Below are 20,886 nucleotides of genomic sequence, written 5' to 3' on the forward strand. Positions count from 1 at the left end.
TCGTCAGCCGGCCGCGGCCAGCACCGCACGACCGGTGAGAACCTTCGCCAGGTGCTCACGGTAGTCGGCTGCGGCGTCCGCGTCACTCGGAGCCGACGTGCCCTCGAGCGCGTGCTCGGCGGCGGCCTTCGCGACGTCCGGGCCCGCGGCCTTGCCCACCAGGGCCGCCTCGACCCCGGTCGCGCGGACCGGCGTGTTGCCCATGTTGGTCAGGCCGACACGGGCCTCGGTGATCGTCCCGCCGTCCACCTTCAGCGCGACGGCGACGGCCACCATCGACCACGCCTGGGCGACCCGGTTGAACTTCTCGTAGTGGCTCTTCCAGCCGGTGTACTTCGGGAACCGGATCATGGTGAGGATCTCGCCCTCGCCGATCGCGGTCGTGAAGTAGTCCTGGAAGAAGTCCGCCGCGGTCACCAGGCGGGTGCCACCGGCACCCAGGATGACGAACTCGGCGTCCAGCGCCAGGGCGGCCGCGCCCAGGTCACCGGCCGGGTCGGCGTGCGCGAGCGCGCCGCCCAGGGTGCCGCGGTGGCGGACCTGCGGGTCGGCGACGGTCTCGGTCGCCCGGGCGATGAGCTCCACGTGCTTGTTCACCAGGTCGTTGCGCATGACCTCGTGGTGGGTGGCCATCGCGCCGACCATGACGTACTGGTCGTCCTCGCCGATCCGCTTGAGCTCGGGGATGCCCCCGAGGTCGATGATCGTGCTCGGCGCGGCCATCCGCAGACGCAGCACCGGCAGCAGGCTCTGGCCGCCGGCGAGGATCTTGGCGTCCTCACCGGCCGACTGCAGGGCCGTCACGGCCTCCTCGACCGAGGAGGGCCGGACGTAGTCGAACTTGGCCGGGATCACTGGACCTCTCCCTTGGGGTTGTTCGGGTCGATGGAGCCGAGGCCGGCGCCGGGCGAGTGGGTGTCGCTCGGGGTCTCCTGCGGGCTCTTGCCCTTCGCGACCTGGAGCGCACGCCACACGCGCTGCGAGGTGGTCGGCATCTCGATCTCGTCGACGCCGAGGTGCCGCACCGCGTCCAGCACGCCGTTGAGGATCGCCGGGGTCGAGGCGATGGTGCCCGCCTCGCCGACGCCCTTCACGCCGAGCGGGTTGCTCGTCGCCGGGGTGGAGACCGTCTCGGTGGTGAAGCTCGGCAGGTCCGCCGCCGACGGGATCGTGTAGTCGACGAACGTGGCGTTGACCAGGGTGCCCTGGTCGTCGTAGTTCGCCTCCTCGAACAGGGCCTGCGCGATGCCCTGGGCAAGACCGCCGTGCACCTGGCCCTCGACGATCAGCGGGTTGATGACGTTGCCGATGTCGTCGACGCAGACGTACTTGCGCAGGTTCACCCGGCCGGTGTCGGTGTCGACCTCGATCGCGGCCAGGTGGGTGCCGTGCGGGTAGGAGAAGTTCTCCGGGTCGAAGACGGCGTCGGAGTCCAGCGACGGCTCCATGCCCTCCGGGTAGTCGTGCGCCATGAACGCGGCGAACGCGATCTCCTGGATGGCCTTGCCCTTGTCGGTGCCGCGGACGGTGAACTGGCCGTTCGCGAACTCGATGTCGTCCTCGGAGGCCTCGAGCAGGTGCGCGGCGATCTTCGTCGCCTTCTCGATCACCTTGTCCGCGGCGTTGACGATGGCGACACCGCCGACGACCAGCGAGCGCGAGCCGTAGGTGTCGAGGCCCTTCGGCGCCACCTGGGTGTCGCCGTGCAGGATCTCGACGTCCTCGAACGCGACGCCCAGCTTGTCCGCGACGATCTGCGAGAACGCCGTCTCGTGGCCCTGGCCGTGGGCGGAGGCACCGGTGGTGACCTCGACCTTGCCGGTGGCCAGCATCCGGATGCTGGCGGCCTCCCAGCCGCCGGCGCCGTAGTCCAGCGAGCCGAGCACGCGGGACGGGGCGAGACCGCACATCTCGGTGAAGGTCGAGATGCCGATGCCCAGCTGGACCGGGTCACCGGACTTGCGGCGCTCCTCCTGCTCACGGCGCAGACCGGCGTAGTCGAACAGGTCCATCGCGCGCTGCGTGGCCTGCTCGTAGTTGCCGGTGTCGTAGGTCAGGCCCACGACGGTCGTGAAGGGGAACTCCTCGTGCTTGATCCAGTTCTGCTCGCGCAGCTCCATCGGGTCGCGGCCGAGCTCGACGGCCAGCTCGTCGAGCATGCGCTCGACGGCGAAGGTCGCCTCGGGACGGCCGGCGCCGCGGTAGGCGTCGGTCAGCGTCTTGTTGGTGAAGACGTTGGAGCAGGTGAACTTCAGCGCGGGGATCTTGTAGATCGCGTTGAACATGAACGCGCCGAGGATCGGCACACCCGGCCCGACGAGGCCCAGGTAGGCGCCCATGTCGGCGTAGAGGTGGATGTCGAACCCGGTGATGGTGCCGTCCTTCTTGGCGGTCATCACGAGGTCCTGGATCTGGTCCCGGGCGTGGTGCGCGGTGAGCATGCACTCGCTGCGGGTCTCGGTCCACTTGACCGGCTTGCCCAGCTTCTGCGCGAGCAGCACGCAGAGCATCTCCTCGGGCAGGACACCGATCTTGCCGCCGAAGCCGCCGCCCACGTCGGGGGCGATGACGCGCAGCTTGGACTCCGGCACCCCGAGGGTCACCGTGGTCATGGTGCGCAGGATGTGCGGCACCTGGGTCGCGGCCCAGATGGTCAGCTGCTCACCGGTCGGGTCCACCACGCAGGAGCGGGGCTCCATAAACGCGGGGATCAGGCGCTGCTGGCGGAAGCGGCGGCGGACGACGACGGAGTCGCTGTCGGCCTCGGCGGCCTTGATGGCCTCGGCCACGTCGGCACCGGTGCCGGCGGCGGCGGAGTCGAACACCCAGGTCGCGGAGACGTTGGTGCCGAGGTCCGGGTGGACCAGCTCGGCACCGTCCTGCGCGGCGGCCTCCATGTCGAGGACCGGGTCGAGCGGCTCGTAGTCGACCTCGACGAGCTCGGCGGCGTCGCGCGCGGCGGCGGCCGACCGGGCGACGACGACGGCGACGCCCTCACCGGAGAAGTTGACGCGGCCGACGGCGAGCACCGGGCGCTGCGGGGCCTTCTGGTCCGGGGTGATCGGCCACGCGCAGGGCATGCCGACCTCCTCCGCACCCAGGTCGGCCGCGGTGTAGACGCCGAACACACCCGGGGCCTTCTCGGCCTCGGACTTGTCGATCGAGGTGATGGTCGCCCGCGCGATCGTCGACCGGACGACGGCGATGTGGACGGTTCCCGGAGGCGTGATGGAGTCGGTGTAGCGGGACCGGCCGGTGATGAGGCGCTGGTCCTCCTTGCGGACCCTGGCCTTGCCGATCTCGCCGGTCGTGGTGGGTTCGGCGGTCGTCGTCACGTCAGTTACCTCCCGCAACCGGGGCGGCCTGGCCGGAGGGCTGAGCGGCTCCCGGCTTCATGTTCTTCGCCGCGGTCTGCACGGCACGCACGATGTTCTGGTAGCCCGTGCACCGGCAGAGGTTGCCCTCGATGCCCTCACGGACCTCCTGCTCGGACGGGTCGGGGTTGTCCCCGAGCAGGTCCACCGCAGCCATGATCATTCCCGGCGTGCAGTACCCGCACTGCAGACCGTGGCACTCACGGAAGGCCTCCTGCACCGGGTGCAGCTGACCGTCGCGGGCGAGACCCTCGATGGTGGTGACCTCGGCGCCGTCCGCCTGGACCGCGAGCACCGAGCAGGACTTCACGCTCTGCCCGTTGAGATGAACCGTGCAGGCACCACAGTTGCTGGTGTCGCAGCCGATCAGCGTCCCCGTCTTGCCCAGCGTCTCCCTCAGGTACTGCGCGAGCAACATGCGGGGCTCGACGTCGTCGGCGTAGTTCACGCCGTCGACGGTGACCCGGACCTCTGTCATGAACTCTCACTCCTCGTACGCGACCACGCACGCTCCGAAGCGCGGGGTCTGACCGGGGACTTCGTCCGAGGAACGCCGTTCGCCGTCGCCTGACTCGCGACCACGCCGGCGCGCCCGGAAAAGTTGCCGCACGTCTCGTGTGGCAGCGCCCACATCACACTCCCGATCTTCCTGGGGTGCAAGGAGCCGGGAGCGGGGCGACCGGAGGTCGGGTGGCGTGTTGCCGACGTCACGGCGACAGCCTGTCGTGCGCAACCGCAGGCGCGGAGAAGGTGGGCGAGAGACGCCCTCAGAATCGGATCCGTGACGCAACACGAATCACCCGTTCAGACCACTCCAGACGGAGTGGTACGACACCGGAGGTCAGGGAAGCCTAACCTGCGTCAGCGTCGTGCGCCAGGACCGGTCGGGCGCAGCGGGGCGGAGGTCCGGTGCTCGACGGCCCCCCACCACAGACCGGCACCGTAGGCGAGGTCGTCGAGCCGGTGCGCGAGCAGGTGCAGCAGCGGCCCGGTCCGGACCCGCGGGTCGCGGTCGCGGTGGCGCCACCAGTCGGTCAGCCCCTCCACCAGCGCCGCCGCGACGACCGCGCGACGGGCCCGGCGCGACACCAGGCAGGCGAGCGCGGCGACCGGCCAGAAGTGCCGGGTCAGCGCCGACGCCGTCTGCCACAGCGCCCCGGACAGGCCGAGCGCGGTGAGCAGCGCCGCCCCGCGCCGCGGGTGCTCGAGCCGGGGCAGCTTCCGGGACAGCCGTTCGGTCGCGACCCCGGTGACGACGGCGGCGAGCGCCGTCGCCCCCCGCCGCTGGGCGAGCAGGAGCAGACAGACCGCCGCCGTCCAGGGGGAGAGGATCACCGGCGGGACCGCGCCCGGGTGCCTGCGCGCCAGCGGCGCCGCCCCGGTGCCGTAGAACGCCTTGCGCCGCAGCCACTCCCCCGGATGGGTGCGGTGGTCGTGGGCGACCCGCGCGACGGGTTCGAAGCGCATCGCCCAGCCGGCCGCGTGCAGGCGCAGGACGAGGTCGACGTCCTCGGCGACGTGCATCCCCGGGTCGAACGCGACCGGCCCGACCGCCGAGACCCGGACGAGCATCGCCGCGCTCGGCACGTAGGCGACACGGGACCGCGGCACGATCAGCGCCGGGTCGGGCCCCAGGTCCAGCGACGACCGCACCGCCTCGTAGCGCCCGACCGCCCCGCGCAGCCCGCCTCCCCGCTCCGGGTCCGGCGCCACGATCCGCGGTGCGACGAGACCGACCGCGGGGTCGGCGAGGTGGGCGAGCAGCGGGGGCAGCCAGCCGGGTTCGGGGACGACGTCGGAGTCGAGGAACACCACGAACGGGGTGGTCGCGGCGGCGAGGCCGGCGTTGCGGGCGGCCGCCGGGCCGCGCGGGGTGGCGTGCCGCAGGACCGTCCCCCCGGCCCGCTCGACGGCGCGGCGCAGCGGGGCCGGGTCGGCGGACCCGTCGTCGACGACGACCGGGCCGGCCACCCCGGTCCCGGCCAGCGCGGCGAGGAGCCGGTCCAGCGGCCGGTCCTTCACCGGGACGACGACGGTGACCTCGGCCGCGGTGATCCCGGCCGGGGCGTCGGGGACGGGGTGGGCGAGCCCGGCGTCGAGCAGGGTGCGGGCCAGGGACCGCTCGGTGGGGCCGGTGACGACCAGCGGCCGCCCGGGGGCGGGCAGCAGCGCGCGGGCCCGCGCGGACAGGTGCACCAGCCGGGGCGGGGCGCCGCCGAGCAGCGCCGCGCCTCCGTCGAGCCGCCGGGTGCGACGGTCGAGCAGCACCCGGAAGCCGTCCGGGAGCCGCCGGTCCGCCGGGCCCGAGGGGGTCGTGGCGGAGGGACGGTCGGGGTCGGTCCGGGCGGCGGTCACCTCCGGGAGCCTTCCATCCCCGGCCGTCGCGGGTCGACACCCGCACCTGCCCGATCGGCGTGGTCCGCACGGGTCCTGCCGTGCAGACTCCGGGGCATGCCCGAGGTCCTCCCCCGCTACGGCTCGGCGACGCTGGCCGACGTCCTCCCCGCCCTGCTGCACGCGATCGGCGCCCCGCTCGACGACCGGCCGCCCGCGTTCGGGCTCCCGCGGGCCGGGGCGGCGGTGCTGCTGCTCGTCGACGGGCTGGGCCACGAACTGCTGCACGCCCACGCCGCCGACGCGCCGGTGCTGGCCGGGCTCGCCGACGCCGGCCCGCTCACCGTCGGGTTCCCCTCGACCACCCCGATCAGCCTGACCTCGCTCGGCACCGGGCTGCCGCCGGGCGCACACGGCACGCTGGGGCTGCGGTTCCGCGTCGACGGCGAGCTGCTCGACGCGCTGGGCTGGTCCTCGGGCCGCCGGGACCTGCGGGAGCGGCTCGTCCCGGAGCGGGTGCAGCCGGAGCCGACCGTGCTGGAGCGGGCCGCGGCGGCGGGCGTCGCGGTGCGGTCGGTGTCGCCGCTGGAGTTCCGGACGTCCGGGCTGACCCGGTCGGGGCTGCGCGGCGGCGAGTACCGCGGGGTCGCCGCGCTGGGCGACCTGGCCGTGGAGATCCTCGCCGGGATGGAGGGCCCCGGTCCGCGGCTGGTCTACGGCTACCACGCCGACCTGGACAAGGTCGGCCACCTGTACGGCCCCGGGAGCCCCGCGTGGCGCTGGCAGCTGCGCCAGGTCGACGCGCTGCTCGCGATGCTGCGCGACGCACTGCCCGCGGGGACCCTGCTGGCGGTCACCGGCGACCACGGCATGGTCACCGTCGACCGGACCGTCGACGCCGACACCACCCCGGCACTGTCCGACGGCGTGGCGCTGCTCGGCGGGGACCCGCGCGCCCGGCACGTCTACGCCGAGCCCGGGGCGGCGGCCGACGTGCTCGCCGCCTGGCGGGCGGTGCTCGGCGACGACGCCGCCGTCGTCACCCGGGAGGAGGCGGTCGCCCGGGGCTGGTTCGGGCCGGTCACCGACCGGGTGCTCGACCGGGTCGGCGACGTCGTCGCCGCGATGCACGGGACGGCCGCGGTGGTCCGGAGCGAGGCGGAGCCGTTCCTGTCCACGCTGCCCGGCCAGCACGGCTCGTTCACCACGGCCGAGCAGCTCGTGCCCCTGCTGGTGCACCCCGCGGTGTGACCCCGCGCTACGCCGGCGGCGGGCGGAGGCGTCCGGTGCCGGGGTCGGGGTCCCACGCCGTGACCGCCGCCGACGCCGTCGCCGTGATCGCCGCGAGCAGCCGCAGCCCCTCCCCGGCCGTCGCGCCGGCCGGGTCACCGAGCACCCCGTTCGGGCTGACCGCGGCGATCCCCCCGGCCCGCAGCTCCCCGATGACCTCGCGCAGCGGCCGGGTGTCGCCCGCCTGGGCGCGGTCGGTGCGGACCAGGCCGGGGTGCAGGTGGGCGAGCAGCGAGGTCTCGTAGCGCCCGGCGTGCGCGTCCAGCGGCACTCCGGGGACGTCGGCGACGCAGGACAGCCAGCCCGCGTCGCGGCCCTCGTCGCGCAGCAGGGTCACCGCCGAGCGGAGCGCGGCGACGTTGCCGCCGTGCCCGTTGAGCAGCACCAGCCGCGACGCCCACCGGCACGCCGAACGGCCGTACTCGACGAGGACCGTGCGCAGCGCGTCCTCCCCGATCGACACGGTGCCGGGGAAGCCCTCGTGCTCACCGGCGGCGCCGTAGGGCAGGGCGGGGGCGAGGACGAGCCCCGGGTCGGCGTCGTGCAGCGCCGCCGCGACCGCCGACGCCACGGCGGTGTCGGTGCCCAGCGGCAGGTGCGGGCCGTGCTGCTCGGTGGAGCCGACCGGCACGAGCAGCGTGTACGCCGCGGCCGGGTCGAGGTCGGGCCAGGTCAGATCCGCGAGGAGCACGGTCCCAGCCTGCCCGCTCAGGCCCCGGTCCGGCGCAGCGCGGTCAGCGCGAGGACGACGGCGCCGGTCAGCAGCCCGGCGGCGATGAGCCCGACGACGCCGATCCCCGCGGTGTAGGCGTCCCGGGCGGCCGCGAGCAGCGCGTCCCCGCCGGTGCCGGGCAGCCGCGCGGCCGCGGCGACCGCTCCCGCCAGGCTCTCCCCGGCCCGGCCGGCGACGTCGGCGGGCAGCCCGCCGGGCAGCACCAGCCGTCCGGTGTAGACGGCGGTGAGCACGCTGCCGGTGACGGCGACGCCGAGCGCCACGCCCAGCTCGCCCGCGGTCTCCGAGATCGACGCCGCGGACCCGGCGCGGGCGCTGGGCACCGAGCCGATGACCAGGTCGGTCGCGAGCACGCCGATCGGGCCCAGGCCGAGCACGGTGCCCGCGGTCAGCGCCACCAGCGCGACCGGCCCGGAACCCGCACCGACCAGCCCGACCAGCAGCGCGCCGACCGCGGCGAACGCGGCCGACCCGGCGACGACGGCGGGCACCCCGAACCGCCGCGACAGCACCGGCGTCACCAGCGACCCACCGACGGTGGCCAGTGCGAGCGGCAGCATCCAGACCCCGGCGGCGAGCGCGGACAGACCGGTCACGAGCTGCAGGTACTGCGGGAGCACGAAGAACAGGCCGTTGACGGCGAGCAGGCCGATGAGCAGCACCGACACCGCCGCGGTGAACGCGGGCCGGGTGAACAGCGCGACGTCGAGCAGCGGGGCGGGCAGCCGGCGCTGGCGGCGCACGAACGCCGTCCCCGCGGCCAGGCCGACGACCCCGGCGACCAGCACCCCGGGCCCCGGGCCGTGGGCGGCGAGGTTCTTCACCGCGTAGACCAGCGGCAGCATCGCGGCCAGCGACAGCACGACCCCGGCGACGTCGAACCGCCCGCCGCCGGCGGCACGCTCCTCGGGCAGCAGGAACGGGCCGAGGACGACCAGCGCGAGCATGGCGGGGACGCCGATGAGGAACACCGCGCCCCACCAGAACGACCCGACCAGCGCCCCGCCGACGAGCGGGCCGATCGCGATGCCGACCGAGAACGTCGTCATCCACACCGCGACCGCGAACCGCCGCTGGGTGGGGTCGGGGAACATCGTCGAGATCAGCCCGAGCGTCGAGGGCATCAGGGTCGCCCCGGCGACGCCGAGCAGCGCGCGGGCCGCGATCAGCAGCTCGGCGGTGGGGGCGAAGGCCGCCAGCACCGACGCCGCGGCGAACGCGGCGCCGCCGACGAGCAGCAGCCGACGGCGGCCGATGCGGTCGCCGAGGGTGCCCATGGTGATGAGGAACCCGGCGATCAGGAAGCCGTAGATGTCGAGGATCCACAGCTCCTGGGTGGCGGTCGGGGCGAGGTCGGCGGCCAGTGCGGGCGCGGCCAGGTAGAGGACGCTCACGTCGAGGGCGAGGACGAGCAGGGGCAGCGCGAGGACGGCCAGACCGGCCCACTCACGCGGTCCGGCGCGGCGGGCCGGGATCTCGGTGGTCACCGGACGACCGTAGGAACTCGCCCCGGCTCCAGGTCGACGAGGCGGCCCTCACGGATCGCGGCGTCGAACCGGCGCGGGGTCAGCGCGTCGCCGATCCGGTGCACCGGCCACGGCCCGCCGGCCAGCGCGGTCCACAGGCGGGTGGCGGGGACGGTGGCCGTCGCGGCGACGACGGCGCCGACGGCGCGCCGCTCGGTGCGGCCGGTCGGGTGGTGCAGCAGCTCCACGGTGCAGCCGGGCTCGGCGCGGCTCTGCTCACCACGGCTCTGCTCACCACGGCTCCGCTCACCACGGCTCCGCTCACCACGGCTCTGCTCACCCCTGCGCAGCACCCCCAGCACGGCGAGGTCGGTGCGGCAGCGGATCCCGGCGGCGTGCGCTCGGCGGCGGAACCCCTCGCGGTCCAGGGTGAGCCCGAGGTCCTGCCCGACGACCAGCGCCGGGGTGACGACCTCGACGGTGTGCCCGCGGGCGGCGAGCAGCTCGGCGACCGAGGTGGCCTGGTGGAACCCGAGCTCGTCGACGACGAGCACCGGGCCCGCGGGCAGGCGCACCCCGGCCAGCACGTCGTCGACGGGGACGGTCAGCCGCTCCGGGTCCCACGACGGAACGGCGGGCACCGACCCGGTGGCGACGACGACCGCCGCGGGCTCCAGCTCCTCGACGAACCCGCGGTCGACGGTCGTGCCGTACCCGATCTCGACCCCGGCCGCGTGCGCCTCGCGCAGCAGGTCGGCGACGACGTGGCCGAGCTCGGCCCGCCCGGGCGCGGTCGCCGCGAGGGCGAGCCGTCCACCGGGGGTGCCGGCGCGTTCGGCGAGCAGCACCCGGTGCCCGCGCCCGGCGAGCGAGGCGGCCGCGGCGAGCCCGGCCGGCCCGGCCCCGACGACGAGCACCCGCCCCGCGCCGGGATCGGCGGCCCGGGCGGGCGGGACGAGCCGTTCGCGCCCGGCAGCCGGGTCGACCGCGCAGCCCAGCGGCAGGTTCAGCCCGACCCGGCCGATGCAGTCCTGGTTGCACCCGACGCACCGGCGTACCGGGCGTCCGGTGAGGGCCTTGTGCGCGAAGCCGGGGTCGGCGATCTGCCCGCGGGCGACGCCGACGAGGTCGCACTCCCCGCGGTCCAGCGCCGCGGCGGCCTGGTCGGGCGTGGTGAACCGGCCGACCCCGATCACCGGGAGGTCCGCCCCGGCGGCACGGACGGCGCGGCGCAGGGTCGCGGCGAGGTGCCCGGCGTAGCCCGGCGGGGTGTGCATGGACGGCTCGATCAGGTGCAGCGTCGAGGTGGCGACGCCGATCGAGGTGTTGAGGTGGTCCACCTGCCCGGTCGCGGCGAGACGGCGGGCGAGGTCGGCGCCGTCGGCGGGGGTGATGCCGCCCTCGATGCGCTCGTCGACGCCGATCCGCAGGCCCAGCACCGGGTCCGGGCCGATGGCCGCGCGGACGGCGGCGACGACGTCGAGCACCAGTTTCGCCCGGTCGCGCCCCCAGGCGTCGGTGCGACGGTTGGTGGCCGGGGACAGGAACAGCCGCAGCAGCGAGGCGTGCGAGCACTGCAGCTCGACGCCGTCGAACCCGCCCTCGACGCAGCGCGCGGCGACGTCGGCGAAGGCGTCGACGATCGCGCCGATCCCGGCCGCGTCGAGCTCGGCGGGGACCTCGCGGAACATCGGGTCGGGCACCGGCGACGGCCCGACGACGGCTGTGCGCGAGTACATCCCCGACCCCTGCGCGCCGTTGTGGTTGAGCTGGGCGAGCACGAGGGCGCCGTGGGCGTGCACCGCGTCGGTGAGGGCGCGGTAGCCGGGCAGCACGGCCGGGTCGTGGCCGCGGATCAGCCGCTCGTAGGGCCGGTCGCCGGGGTGGACGGCGTGCTCCTCGGTGATCACCAGTCCGGCGCCGCCCGCGGCACGGGCCGCGTAGTAGGCGGTGTGCCGGTCGGTCGGCATGCCGCCCTCGGCGAAGCCGGTGAGGTGGGCGGTGAAGACGATCCGGTTGCGCAGCGTGGCGCGGCCGAGGCGCAGGGGGTCGCCGAGCCGGGGCCGCGAATTCTCCCGGTCCGCCGCCTCCTGCCTCGCGACCGCGACGGGCCCGGGATGCGGTGTCACGCTGCTGCGGGTCCCGGGGGGCACGCGCGACGGGAGCGCGGACTCCGGGGACGCGGGCTCCGGTGGGGCGGCGGCCGAGCGCGCGGCGGTCGGGAGCGCGGCGGTCGGGAGCGCGGCGGTCGCGGCGTCGGCCGCGGGACCGGCCGTGCTGCCCGCGTCGGCGTCGGCCAGGGCGACGCCGGCCCGCCGCCCCTCGCGCACCGCTTCGGCGAGCGTCCGCGGCGCCACCCGGTCCCCCGCGACCGCGCAGCCGGGCAGCGCCGGCAGCGCGTCCTGCGGCAGCCGCGGTCCACAGTCGACGACGGCCGCGCACGGCACGGTCGTCACCGCTCCGGTGTGGACGTCCACCAGCTCCGCGACGCCGCCACGGACGGCCCCCGGCCGGGTGAACAACGCCCGGCGGACCCCGGCCCGTTCCAGCCGCGCGTTCGCCGCGGCCATGTCGCCGCAGCGGCCGAGCTGGTGCCCGGCGACGGCGTCCGGCGTGGCCAGGACCACGGGATGCCCGGCTGCGGCGAGCAGCTCCGCGACCCCCGGTCCGGTCCAGTCCCCGAGCGGGTCGACGACGAGCACCGGCGCGTTCCGCGGAACGCCCGCGGCGGCGAGCACCGCGACGACCGGGTCACGGTGCCCGGCACGGAGGTCGTCGTCCTGCTCCTCCCGGTCGTGGCGTTCGCGTTCCTCTCCGTGCTCCGCCGCGCGGTCCGCGCCACCGCCACCACCGACCGGGGCTGCCAGGGACGGGGCTGACCGCGCCACCCCGGCGCACAGCTCCGCCGCGGTGAGCACCGGGACGTCCGTGTCCCGCACCGACGGCGACGGCCGCGAGCCCGTCGCGAGCACCACCGCGTCGCCGCGCGCGCGGGCCGCGTCGAGCACGGCGGTGTCCACCTCGGATCCCAGCACGACCCGGACGCCGAGCCGGTCGAGCTCCGCGGCCCACCACGGCACCGGCAGCGCGAGCCGGTACCGGCCGGGCAGTACCGCGGCCGCGGGGAGCAGGCCGCCGAGCCGGTCGGTGCGCTCGTGCAGCGTCACCGGGTGCCCGCGCAGCGCCAGTGTCCGGGCCGCCTCGAGCCCCGCGGGCCCGCCGCCGACGACGAGCACAGGTCGTCGCGCCCCTGCGGTGCGTTCCGCGGAACGCGCCCCGGCACCCGCGACGGCGTCCCGGTCGCGTTCCGCATCGAGGTGTTCGGGGCCCGCCGCGGCGTCCGGACCGCGTTCCGCGGAACGCGACGTATCCGGGTCCGGGTCGGTCCGTTCGTGCCCCGACCGCGGTTCCAGCTCGTCGCCGACCACGGAGTTGCGCGGGTCCCGGGCCGCGGCGAGGGCGTTCGTCAGCAGGCACGGCCGGATGCGCTCCGGCGTCCCGGCCCGAGTCAGCGCGACGAGCCGCGGGTCCGCTACCTGCGCTCTCGTCATCTCGACGATACCGGCGTCGCCGCTGCTCAGCGCGTCCTCGGCGAGGGCCGGGGTGACGACGCTGCCGGCCAGGACGACCGTCGTCGCGCCGCCGAGGGCACGTCGCAGCTCGCCGCACCGGGCCCGCAGGAACGCCTCGGGCGTGTGCAGGTCCGGCCGGGTCGCGGCGACCGACAGCGCGCTCCCGACGACGGGCACGAGCAGGTCCACCCGGTCGGCGACGGCCCGGGCGAGGGCGAGGCCGTCGCCGGGGGTGATGCCGGCCCAGGGGGCGAGCTCGTCGACGCACAGCCGCAGCGCCAGCAGGGGGTCCGGCCCGATCGCGGAGCGCACGGCGTCGAGGACCTCGCGCAGCAGCAGGGTGCGGTCGCGGCCGTACGCGTCGCCGCGGTGGTTGGTCAGGCCGGAGCAGAACTGGCGCAGCACCGAGTGCTGCCCGGCGGAGATCTCCACACCGTCCACACCACTGTCCACAGCCGCGCGGGCGGCGTCGGCGAAGCCGCGGACCACGGCGCCGATCTCCGCGGGCCCCATCGCGACCGGGACCTCGCGGGACACGACGTCCGGGACCGGCGACGGCGCCCACAGCGGGTGCCCGGAGTGCGCGGAGCTGCCCTGCCCACCGGCGTGCGCGAGCCCGGCCAGTACGAGCGTCCCGTACGGCCGGCACGCCGCGACGACCGCCGCCCACCCGGCCACGGCGGGCACCCGCGCGCCGTCCCGGTCGCCGAGATGCAGCTCAGCGGGCGCGAAAGATCCACGACTCCCGCTGAGCTGCATCTCGACGCGCCCCGACGCCGCCGCCGAGCCGGGCGGCGCGGCAGGGGCGGGCGACGCGGCGTGGGGGACAGCGGGGAATGCGGCGGGGGCGTAGGCGTAGGGGTGGTCCGAGGCGTGCACCGACGCCGGCTCGACCACGACGATCCCCGCACCCCCCGCGGCCCGCGCCGCGTAGTAGGCGACGTGGTCGGGCGTGATCCCGCGTGCGGCGTCGCCGAGGTTGGTCTCGTGCGGCCCGAACAGCACACGCGACGGGGCCCGCCGACCACGCAGGTCGACGGGCCCCGTCAGCAGCAGGTCCGTGGTCAGCTCCCCGCGACCGGCTGGGCGGCGGGCACGGCGTCCGGCGCGAACCCGGCGAGCGGGTTCTCGTCGCAGGCCCGGTCCGGCCGGCGCGGCGGCGGCGGCGTGAGCGAGAGCATCGTCGGCTGCTTGGGCGCACGGGTGTTGCGTGGCGCGGAGCGCGAGTGGTCGACGTCGGACTTCGGGATGACCGTCCCGCCGTCCCGCGCGGCCAGCATCGCCTCGCCGTAGCCCTGCACGCACTCCGGGTCCGGGCCGTCGAGCGGCAGGCCGGTGAAGAACTTCGCGGCCATGCACCCGCCCTGGCAGGTGTCGTAGTGCGAGCACGACGCGCACGCCCCGCCGGTCTGCGGCTGGCGCAGCTCGGTGAACAGCTCGGAGTGCTCCCACACCTCCTTGAAGCCGCCCTCGTCGCGGACGTTGCCGGCCAGGAAGTTCTCGTGGATGGCGAACGGACAGGCGTAGACGTCGCCGACCGGGTCGATCAGGCAGACCACGCGGCCCGCGCCGCACAGGTTCAGCCCGGGCAGGGCCTCGCCGTAGGCGGACAGGTGGAAGAACGAGTCACCGGTCAGGACCTGGTCCCCGTGCGCGACCAGCCAGTCGTAGAGCTGCTTCTGCTGGGCCTGGGTCGGGTGCAGCTCGTCCCAGACGTCGGCACCGCGGCCGGACGGGCGCAGCCGGGTGATGCGCAGCTGGGCGCCGTACTTGTCGGCGATGGCCTTGAACTCGTCGAGCTGGTCGACGTTCTCCCGGGTCATCACGACCGAGATCTTGGGGTGCTTGAACCCGGCCTCGGCGAGGTTCTCCAGCGCGGTGATCGCGGTGTCGAACGAGCCCGGGCCACGGACGTAGTCGTTGACCTCGGCCGTCGCGCCGTCCATCGAGATCTGGATGTCGACGTAGTCGGTCGCGGCGAGCTGCGCGGCCCGCTGCTTGTCGAGCTTGACGCCGTTGGTGGAGAACTTGACGCCGACGTCGTGGGCGATGGCGTAGTCCAGCAGCTCCCAGAAGTCCGGGCGCACGGTCGGCTCGCCACCACCGATGTTGATGTAGAAGACCTGCATGCGCTGCAGCTCGTCGATGACGGCCTTGGCCTCGGCGGTGCTCAGCTCGCGCGGGTCACGCCGCCCGGAGCTGGACAGGCAGTGCACGCACGCGAGGTTGCACGCGTAGGTGAGCTCCCAGGTCAGGCAGATGGGCGAGTTCAGGCCGTACTGGAAGTGGTCGACCAGCTTCACGGGCACCTCACTGTGGTGGTCGGCGGGGCGGGCGGGACTAACGGGCGACGATCGTGCGGGACTTCAGCAGTCCGGCGAGGGCACGCAAGTAGGCGTCGTGCTGGGGCTCCTCGACGCCGGCGGCACGGACCGCCGAGCGGGCGTCCGGCTGGTTCTCCAGGTCGCGCACGACCGAGACCAGCTGGGGCGTCTTGAGGAAGGAGAGCTTGCGGGTCACGAAGTCGTACACCAGGGCGCCGAAGGGCTCCGGACGCAGCGAGACGCTCTCGCTGAGCCGGTACGGCGCCGCGGGGTCGAAAGCCCCCGCGGCGCCGTCCGGAACCGTGGTGTCGAGGGGCTTAGTAGACACCGCACATGCCGTCGATGGAGACCTCCTCGACGAGGGTCTCCTCGGTCAGGGCGTCCTCGTTCTGGTGCTCGCTCATGCGCAACCTCCGCTGGATCCGACTCTCGGCGAGAGAGGTGGTGAACCGCCCCGCCGGCCGGCGGTGGCAGCGGATCGGACGCTATTGGCACCCGGTGCCGGAAATCAATACTCGATGTCCACGCCCGTCCGATCGGACGGGCGGGCAGGCTGTCTCCCATGACGGTCGGGACGGTCCTGCTGCACCTCTGCACCCCTGGTGAGTGGCGGAGGTGGCTCGGCACGGGAGCCGTGGCGCCCCCCTCCCTCGACGAGGTCGGTTTCGTGCACCTGTCGACGCCCGGACAGGTCGCCCTGCCCGCGCAGCGCCTGTTCGCGGGCCGGACCGACCTGGTCCTGCTCGTCCTCGACCCGGCCCGGATCGACGTCGCCGGGGTCGACGTCCGGTGGGAGCCGGGGGTGCCGACCGACCCGTCGTCGATGCGGTTCCCGCACGCCTACGGGGCGGTGCCGGCGTCGGCGGTGCTGATGGTGCTGCCCTACCGCCCGGGCCCGGACGGCTTCGCCGCACCGGAGGTCCCCGAGCCCGGCGCGGCGGCGCGGGCGATGGGGTTCGAGCCGTCGATGCTGCGGCGCGGCGCGACCGCGGAGGAGCCGGTGACCGGCGGCGTCGCGGTCCGGACCGACGCCTGGCCGGTGTCGCGGATGCACAACCAGCTGCTGCTCGGCCGCCCGGACCGCACCGACCCGGCCACCGTGCTCACCGAGGCCGACCGGGCGCTCACCGCGCACGGCCTGCACCCGGGGGCGCTGATGTGGGGCCCGGGCGCGGACGAGCTCGCCGACGGCCTCCGCGCCGCCGGGTGGTCGGTCTCGGCGAACGAGGCCATGACCGCCCCCACCGCGACCGGCACGGCCACGGGTGCGGGCGCGCCGACGGTCACCGAGCTGGACCACCACGAGCTCCGCGGGTTCCGGCGCGCCTCCTGGGCCCGGGACCTGCCCGGCACCGGCCCCGGCGACCTCGACCAGCTGGTCGACCGCGACACCGGCGACGACCGGGTGCTGGCCCTGCACCGGCTCGCCGTCGTCGCCGACGACCGGGTGGTGGCGGCCGCGACCCTCCGCCGCGACGGGGCCACGGCCTGGCTCGACGCCCTGGAGACCGACCCGGCCCACCGCGGCCGCGGGCACGGCCGGGCGCTGCTGGCCCGCTCCCGCGAGCTCGCCGCCGAGTACGGCTGCGACCTGCTCGCGCTCGGCGCCGACGCCGCCGACTGGCCGCGGGACTGGTACCGGCGCAGCGGGTTCACCCCGGTCGGCACCCACCTCGAGGCCTCCGCCCCACGCCGGTGACCCCTCCGGACGGAGGGTGGACCTGCCCCGGCGAACGGCCGGGTGGTCAAGTACCCATCTGTAGCTGTTGCCAGTAGTTCGCAACAACCATGGTTGTGCTCGTCCGCCAGCCGACGACGCCGTCGAGGAGAGCCAATGGCCATCGAGCTCAACCAGATCTGGGACTTCCCGATCAAGGAGTTCCACCCGTTCCCCCGGGCCCTGCTGGGGGTGGGCGCGCACGACATCCTGGGGGTCGAGGCGAAGAACCTCGGCATGACGCGGGCGCTGTTCGTGACCACCGGGCTGCGCGGCTCCGGGATCATCGACGAGCTCAAGGGGAAGGTCGAGTACCAGGGCGTCGACGTGGTCGTCTACGACCAGGTCGAGTCCAACCCCAAGGACTACAACTGCATGGACGCCGCCGCGCTCTACACGAGCGAGCGCTGCGACGGCATCATCTCGATCGGCGGCGGCTCCTCGCACGACGCCGCGAAGGGCGCCCGCGTCGTCATCGCCCACGACGGTCGCAACATCAACGAGTTCGAGGGCTTCTCCAAGTCCACGACCATGGAGAACCCGCCGCACATCGCGGTCTCCACCACCGCGGGTACCGGCTCGGAGACATCCTGGGCCTACGTCATCACGAACACCAGCGACATGGAGAACCCGAAGAAGTGGGTCGGGTTCGACGACGCCGTCGTCACCACCCTGGCGCTGGACGACCCGCTGCTCTACTACAGCTGCCCGCAGCACTTCACCGCGTACTGCGGCTTCGACGTGCTCGCGCACGGCTCCGAGCCGTTCGTCTCGCGGCTGGACTTCGAGCCGTCGCTGGGCAACGCGCTGTACTCGATCGAGCTGGTCGGGCAGTACCTGCGCGAGGCCACCTACGAGCCCCGCAACCTGCAGGCCCGCTCGAAGATGATGCACGCGCAGTACATCGCCGCGCAGGCGTTCAACTCCGGTGGTCTGGGCCTGGTCCACTCGACCTCGCACGCGGTGTCGGCGTTCTTCGACACCCACCACGGGCTCAACAACGCGATCGCCCTGCCCCGGGTCTGGGAGTACAACCTCCCCTCCCGCTACGAGCGCTACGCCAAGATCGCGACCGCGCTGGGCGTCGACACCCGGAACATGACCACCGTGCAGGCCGCGGACGCCGCGGTCGAAGAGGCCATCCGGCTGTCCAAGGACGTCGGCATCCCGGATAACTTCGGTGTGCTGCGGTCCGACAGCTACGACAAGAACCGGATGAACACCGGGAAGTACGCCGGTGTCGGCGACACGATCCCGACCGACGGGGACACCGTCCACCGGATCGCCGAGCACATGATGGGCGACTACTGCACCCCGGGCAATCCCCGCGAGTGCACGGTGGACGCCCTGGTCCCGCTGGTGGACCACGCGTTCAACAAGTCCTACTAGGACGACCTGCAGGAGCTCCCCGCCGCGCCCGGATCAGCCCCCGGGCGCGGCGGGTCCCTGTCCGTGCACACCCGCTGAGGAGACCGGTGTTCGACAGCCCCGAGACGCTGACCGAGGCCCTGGCCGGCGAGAACTACGTCATCGACCCCGAGTTCGCCGTGGTCGTGCACCTGGCCACCGCGCTGGAGCGGCCGCTGCTGCTGGAGGGCCCGGCCGGTGTCGGCAAGACCGAGCTGGCGAAGTCCCTGGCCGCGGCGAGCGGCCGGACCCTGATCCGCCTGCAGTGCTACGAGGGCCTCGACGACGGCCGGGCCCTGTACGAGTGGGACTACGGCAAGCAGCTCATGCACGTCCAGATGCTGCGCGACCGCATCGGCGAGCTCCTGTCGGGCACCGCGACGATGGCCGAGGCCTCCGCCCGGCTGCGCGCCGAGGACACCGGTCTCTACACCGAGGACTTCCTGCTCCCCCGCCCGCTGCTGGAGGCGCTGCTGTCGCCCGAGCCGGTGGTGCTGCTCGTCGACGAGGTCGACCGCACCGAGGAGTCGATGGAGGCACTCCTGCTGGAGGTGCTGGCCGAACGCCAGGTGACGGTGCCCGAGATCGGGACCTTCACCGCCCGCTCGACGCCGTGGGTGGTCCTGACCTCCAACGACACCCGAGAGCTGTCCCCCGCGCTCAAGCGCCGCTGCCTGCACTTCGGGGTCGGCTTCCCGACGCCCGAACGCGAGACCGCGATCGTGTCCCGGCGCGCACCCGCGGTGGCCGACGACGTCGTCGCCGACGTCGTCGAGCTCGCCCGGCGGCTGCGGGACCTCCCGCTGCGCAAGGCCCCCTCGATCTCGGAGGTGATCGACGCCGCCCGCGCCGCCGCCGTCCTCGGGTGCGGGTCGGCCGGGGAGGCCGCGAAGGTCCGGTCCGCGCTGCTCGCCGCCCTGCTCAAGTACGGCTCGGACCGCGAGCTGGCCCTCGCCCGGCTCGACGGCGACGACGGGGCGGGCGGCCCCGCGGCGGAGCCCCGGCCGGGCCGCCCGGCCGACACGACGTCCGGGGCGTTCGGGCGGGGACGCGCGGCCTCGTCGGCGGGCGGGGCGACCACCGGCGCCCGCGCACAGGCCGACCGGGCCCGGCGCGGCCTCCGATGAGCGGCCCGCCCCCCGGGGGCGTCGCGGCCCGGCTGCTCCCGGTGCTCGCCGCGGCGTTCTGCCGGGTGTTGCGCACCCGGCGGGTCCGGGTCTCGCCCGCCGAGTCGATCGAGGTCCACCGGGTGCTGGCGATGGTCGGGGGCGCCGACACCGACCGGCTGCGGGCGTCGCTGCGCGCGGTCACCGTCAAGTACGCCCACGAGCGCCCCGGGTTCGAGGCGGCCTTCGACGCGTTCTTCGGCCTGCTCCCCGACGACGGGCCCCCCGGGCGGGGCGGCGGTCCCGGCCTGCGCGGGCCGGGCGCGGAGGGGCTGCCGGACGCCCTGGAGCTGGCCGAGGAGGGCGACGCACTCGGGCGCTCCGCCGACGACGACCCGTCCGCGGCCGAGGTCGGCGACCTGCTCGACGCCGAGGAGACCGAGAAGGGCTTCAACCCCCACCGCGACGACGACGACGTCTCGCTCGGCGGGTCGGACAGGGACCTGTCGGTGTCCTCCGGCGAGGACCGGGGCCGGCGCGGCACGACCTACACCGTCGACCTGGAACGGGCCGGTGCCGCCGTCGGGAGGGAGCTGACCTCCGGGACCAGCACCCCGGTCTCGGGGTCGATCTCCTTCGACGACCCGGAGACCGTCCTGGCCTGGCTGGCCGCGTACGACCCGCACGACGTCTACGCCGACGGTCCGCCGGGCGAGGAGCTGTCCGCGGTCCAGCTCGACCGGCTCGTCGAGGCGATCACCGAGTTCGTGGGCCGGCTCGCCGACCGGGTCGGGGCCGGTGGGTCCCGGCGCCCGGAACCCGACGGCACCGGCCCCGACACGACGGGCTCCGCGGACATGGCGTCGGCCTGCCACGAGCTGCTGCACCGCATGCGGGGCGCCCCGCGGCGACGGCCGCGCGAGCACGCGCACGGCCCGCTCGACGCGCGGCACACGATGCGGCGCAGCATGCGCAGTGACGGCGTCCCGTTCCACCTGTACCACCGGGCGCGGGTCCCGGACCGGGTCCGGCTGCTGGTCGTCGTCGACGTGTCGCTGTCGGTGCGGTCGATCACCGCGTTCGTGCTGCAGCTGGCCCGGACGCTGCACCGGCAGGCGTTCCGCTGCCGGGTGGTCGCCTTCACCGACTCCCCCGTCGAGGTCACCGACCTGCTGCTGCGGGCCCACGACGACCACGCGCTCGCCGCGGTCCTGGCCGCGCCCGGCATCGACCTGGACGCGAGCAGCGACTACGGCCGCGTCCTGCACGAGCTGAACGAGCGGCACCGCGACGCCGTGGACCGCCGCACCGCGGTGCTGGTCGTCGGCGACGGCCGGTCCAACGGCCTGCCCCCGGGCACCGCCGAGCTGGAGACCCTCGCCCGCCGGGCCCACCGGGTCGGGTGGATCACCCCGGAACCCGAGCGGTACTGGGACCAGGCGTCGTGCGCGATGCGCGACTACGCCCGGGTGCTCGACCACGTGCTCGTCGCCCGCGACGCCGACGAGCTCCGCGCCGGGGCCGGGGAGCTCGGCCACGCCCTGTCCTGACCCGGTCCGGACG

Annotated in this window: 15 protein-coding genes; 5 read left to right on the forward strand and 10 right to left on the reverse strand. The window is 75.0% G+C overall.

From position 1 onward, the window contains the following. Nucleotides 1-3: 3 nt before the first annotated feature. The 4 genes from KPL60_RS28535 to mftF form a co-directional block, all read right to left on the reverse strand. Nucleotides 4-855, reverse strand: a complete 852-nt coding sequence (locus tag KPL60_RS28535; protein WP_226353981.1) for a xanthine dehydrogenase family protein subunit M — start codon at nucleotides 853-855, stop codon at nucleotides 4-6. Next, nucleotides 852-3,335, reverse strand: coding sequence for a xanthine dehydrogenase family protein molybdopterin-binding subunit (locus KPL60_RS28540; protein WP_226353982.1), 2,484 nt, complete (start codon nucleotides 3,333-3,335; stop codon nucleotides 852-854). The genes KPL60_RS28535 and KPL60_RS28540 overlap by 4 nt, the downstream gene beginning before the upstream one ends. A 1-nt stretch (nucleotide 3,336) precedes the next feature. Next, nucleotides 3,337-3,852: a (2Fe-2S)-binding protein gene (locus KPL60_RS28545; RefSeq protein WP_100878813.1), complete on the reverse strand. Its 516-nt coding sequence runs from the start codon at nucleotides 3,850-3,852 to the stop codon at nucleotides 3,337-3,339. Between the two features lie 383 nt (nucleotides 3,853-4,235). After that, nucleotides 4,236-5,729 carry a mycofactocin biosynthesis glycosyltransferase MftF gene (gene mftF, locus KPL60_RS28550; RefSeq protein ID WP_226367725.1) on the reverse strand — a complete coding sequence of 498 codons (1,494 nt, stop codon included), beginning with the start codon at nucleotides 5,727-5,729 and terminating at the stop codon, nucleotides 4,236-4,238. Nucleotides 5,730-5,825: 96 nt separating this feature from the next. Here mftF and KPL60_RS28555 point away from each other — a divergent pair, with 96 nt between their 5' ends. After that, nucleotides 5,826-6,959 carry an alkaline phosphatase family protein gene (locus tag KPL60_RS28555; protein ID WP_226367726.1) on the forward strand — a complete coding sequence of 378 codons (1,134 nt, stop codon included), beginning with the start codon at nucleotides 5,826-5,828 and terminating at the stop codon, nucleotides 6,957-6,959. 7 nt (nucleotides 6,960-6,966) lie between these two features. On the opposite strand, the gene mftE is transcribed toward KPL60_RS28555, so the two are convergent. From mftE to mftA, 6 genes are read right to left on the reverse strand one after another with little or no spacing between them, the layout of a single operon-like run. Further along, nucleotides 6,967-7,689, reverse strand: coding sequence for a mycofactocin biosynthesis peptidyl-dipeptidase MftE (gene mftE, locus KPL60_RS28560; RefSeq protein ID WP_226353985.1), 723 nt, complete (start codon nucleotides 7,687-7,689; stop codon nucleotides 6,967-6,969). A 17-nt stretch (nucleotides 7,690-7,706) separates the two neighbouring features. Next, nucleotides 7,707-9,218 carry an MFS transporter gene (locus KPL60_RS28565; protein ID WP_226353986.1) on the reverse strand — a complete coding sequence of 504 codons (1,512 nt, stop codon included), beginning with the start codon at nucleotides 9,216-9,218 and terminating at the stop codon, nucleotides 7,707-7,709. Beyond that, nucleotides 9,215-13,774, reverse strand: a complete 4,560-nt coding sequence (locus tag KPL60_RS28570) for an FAD-dependent oxidoreductase (RefSeq protein ID WP_226367727.1) — start codon at nucleotides 13,772-13,774, stop codon at nucleotides 9,215-9,217. Before KPL60_RS28570 ends, KPL60_RS28565 begins: the two co-directional genes overlap by 4 nt. Nucleotides 13,775-13,833: 59 nt before the next feature. Continuing rightward, nucleotides 13,834-15,072: a mycofactocin radical SAM maturase gene (gene mftC, locus KPL60_RS28575; RefSeq protein WP_226367728.1), complete on the reverse strand. Its 1,239-nt coding sequence runs from the start codon at nucleotides 15,070-15,072 to the stop codon at nucleotides 13,834-13,836. A gap of 37 nt (nucleotides 15,073-15,109) precedes the next feature. Then, nucleotides 15,110-15,421 carry a mycofactocin biosynthesis chaperone MftB gene (mftB, locus tag KPL60_RS28580; protein ID WP_062398180.1) on the reverse strand — a complete coding sequence of 104 codons (312 nt, stop codon included), beginning with the start codon at nucleotides 15,419-15,421 and terminating at the stop codon, nucleotides 15,110-15,112. Further along, entirely contained in the window at nucleotides 15,411-15,497 is an 87-nt protein-coding gene (gene mftA / locus KPL60_RS28585) for a mycofactocin precursor MftA (RefSeq protein WP_060710386.1), read from the reverse strand. The genes mftB and mftA overlap by 11 nt, the downstream gene beginning before the upstream one ends. A 158-nt stretch (nucleotides 15,498-15,655) precedes the next feature. Between mftA and KPL60_RS35260 the strand changes: the two genes are divergently transcribed. The 4 genes from KPL60_RS35260 to KPL60_RS28610 all read left to right on the forward strand — a co-directional run bounded on the left by KPL60_RS35260 (nucleotide 15,656) and on the right by KPL60_RS28610 (nucleotide 20,873). Beyond that, complete coding sequence (locus KPL60_RS35260) at nucleotides 15,656-16,792, forward strand: GNAT family N-acetyltransferase (protein WP_337830642.1); 1,137 nt, start codon at nucleotides 15,656-15,658, stop codon at nucleotides 16,790-16,792. Between the two features lie 135 nt (nucleotides 16,793-16,927). Next, nucleotides 16,928-18,199, forward strand: a complete 1,272-nt coding sequence (mdo, locus tag KPL60_RS28600) for an NDMA-dependent methanol dehydrogenase (protein ID WP_226353988.1) — start codon at nucleotides 16,928-16,930, stop codon at nucleotides 18,197-18,199. A gap of 86 nt (nucleotides 18,200-18,285) precedes the next feature. After that, nucleotides 18,286-19,344, forward strand: coding sequence for a MoxR family ATPase (locus KPL60_RS28605; protein ID WP_226367729.1), 1,059 nt, complete (start codon nucleotides 18,286-18,288; stop codon nucleotides 19,342-19,344). Continuing rightward, nucleotides 19,341-20,873 carry a VWA domain-containing protein gene (locus KPL60_RS28610; protein ID WP_226367730.1) on the forward strand — a complete coding sequence of 511 codons (1,533 nt, stop codon included), beginning with the start codon at nucleotides 19,341-19,343 and terminating at the stop codon, nucleotides 20,871-20,873. Before KPL60_RS28605 ends, KPL60_RS28610 begins: the two co-directional genes overlap by 4 nt. Nucleotides 20,874-20,886 lie beyond the last annotated feature (13 nt).

This window comes from Pseudonocardia sp. ICBG162 (assembly GCF_020496225.1).
Taxonomy (GTDB): Bacteria; Actinomycetota; Actinomycetes; order Mycobacteriales; family Pseudonocardiaceae; genus Pseudonocardia; species Pseudonocardia alni.

Excerpts from the sequence above, each read along its gene's own strand:
- KPL60_RS28545 (WP_100878813.1), bottom strand. The coding sequence starts at position 3,852 with ATGACAGAGGTCCGGGTCACCGTCGACGGCGTGAACTACGCCGACGAC.
- KPL60_RS28555 (WP_226367726.1), top strand. The coding sequence starts at position 5,826 with ATGCCCGAGGTCCTCCCCCGCTACGGCTCGGCGACGCTGGCCGACGTC.
- mftA (WP_060710386.1), bottom strand. The coding sequence starts at position 15,497 with ATGAGCGAGCACCAGAACGAGGACGCCCTGACCGAGGAGACCCTCGTC.
- KPL60_RS35260 (WP_337830642.1), top strand. The coding sequence starts at position 15,656 with ATGACGGTCGGGACGGTCCTGCTGCACCTCTGCACCCCTGGTGAGTGG.
- mdo (WP_226353988.1), top strand. The coding sequence starts at position 16,928 with ATGGCCATCGAGCTCAACCAGATCTGGGACTTCCCGATCAAGGAGTTC.
- KPL60_RS28610 (WP_226367730.1), top strand. The coding sequence starts at position 19,341 with ATGAGCGGCCCGCCCCCCGGGGGCGTCGCGGCCCGGCTGCTCCCGGTG.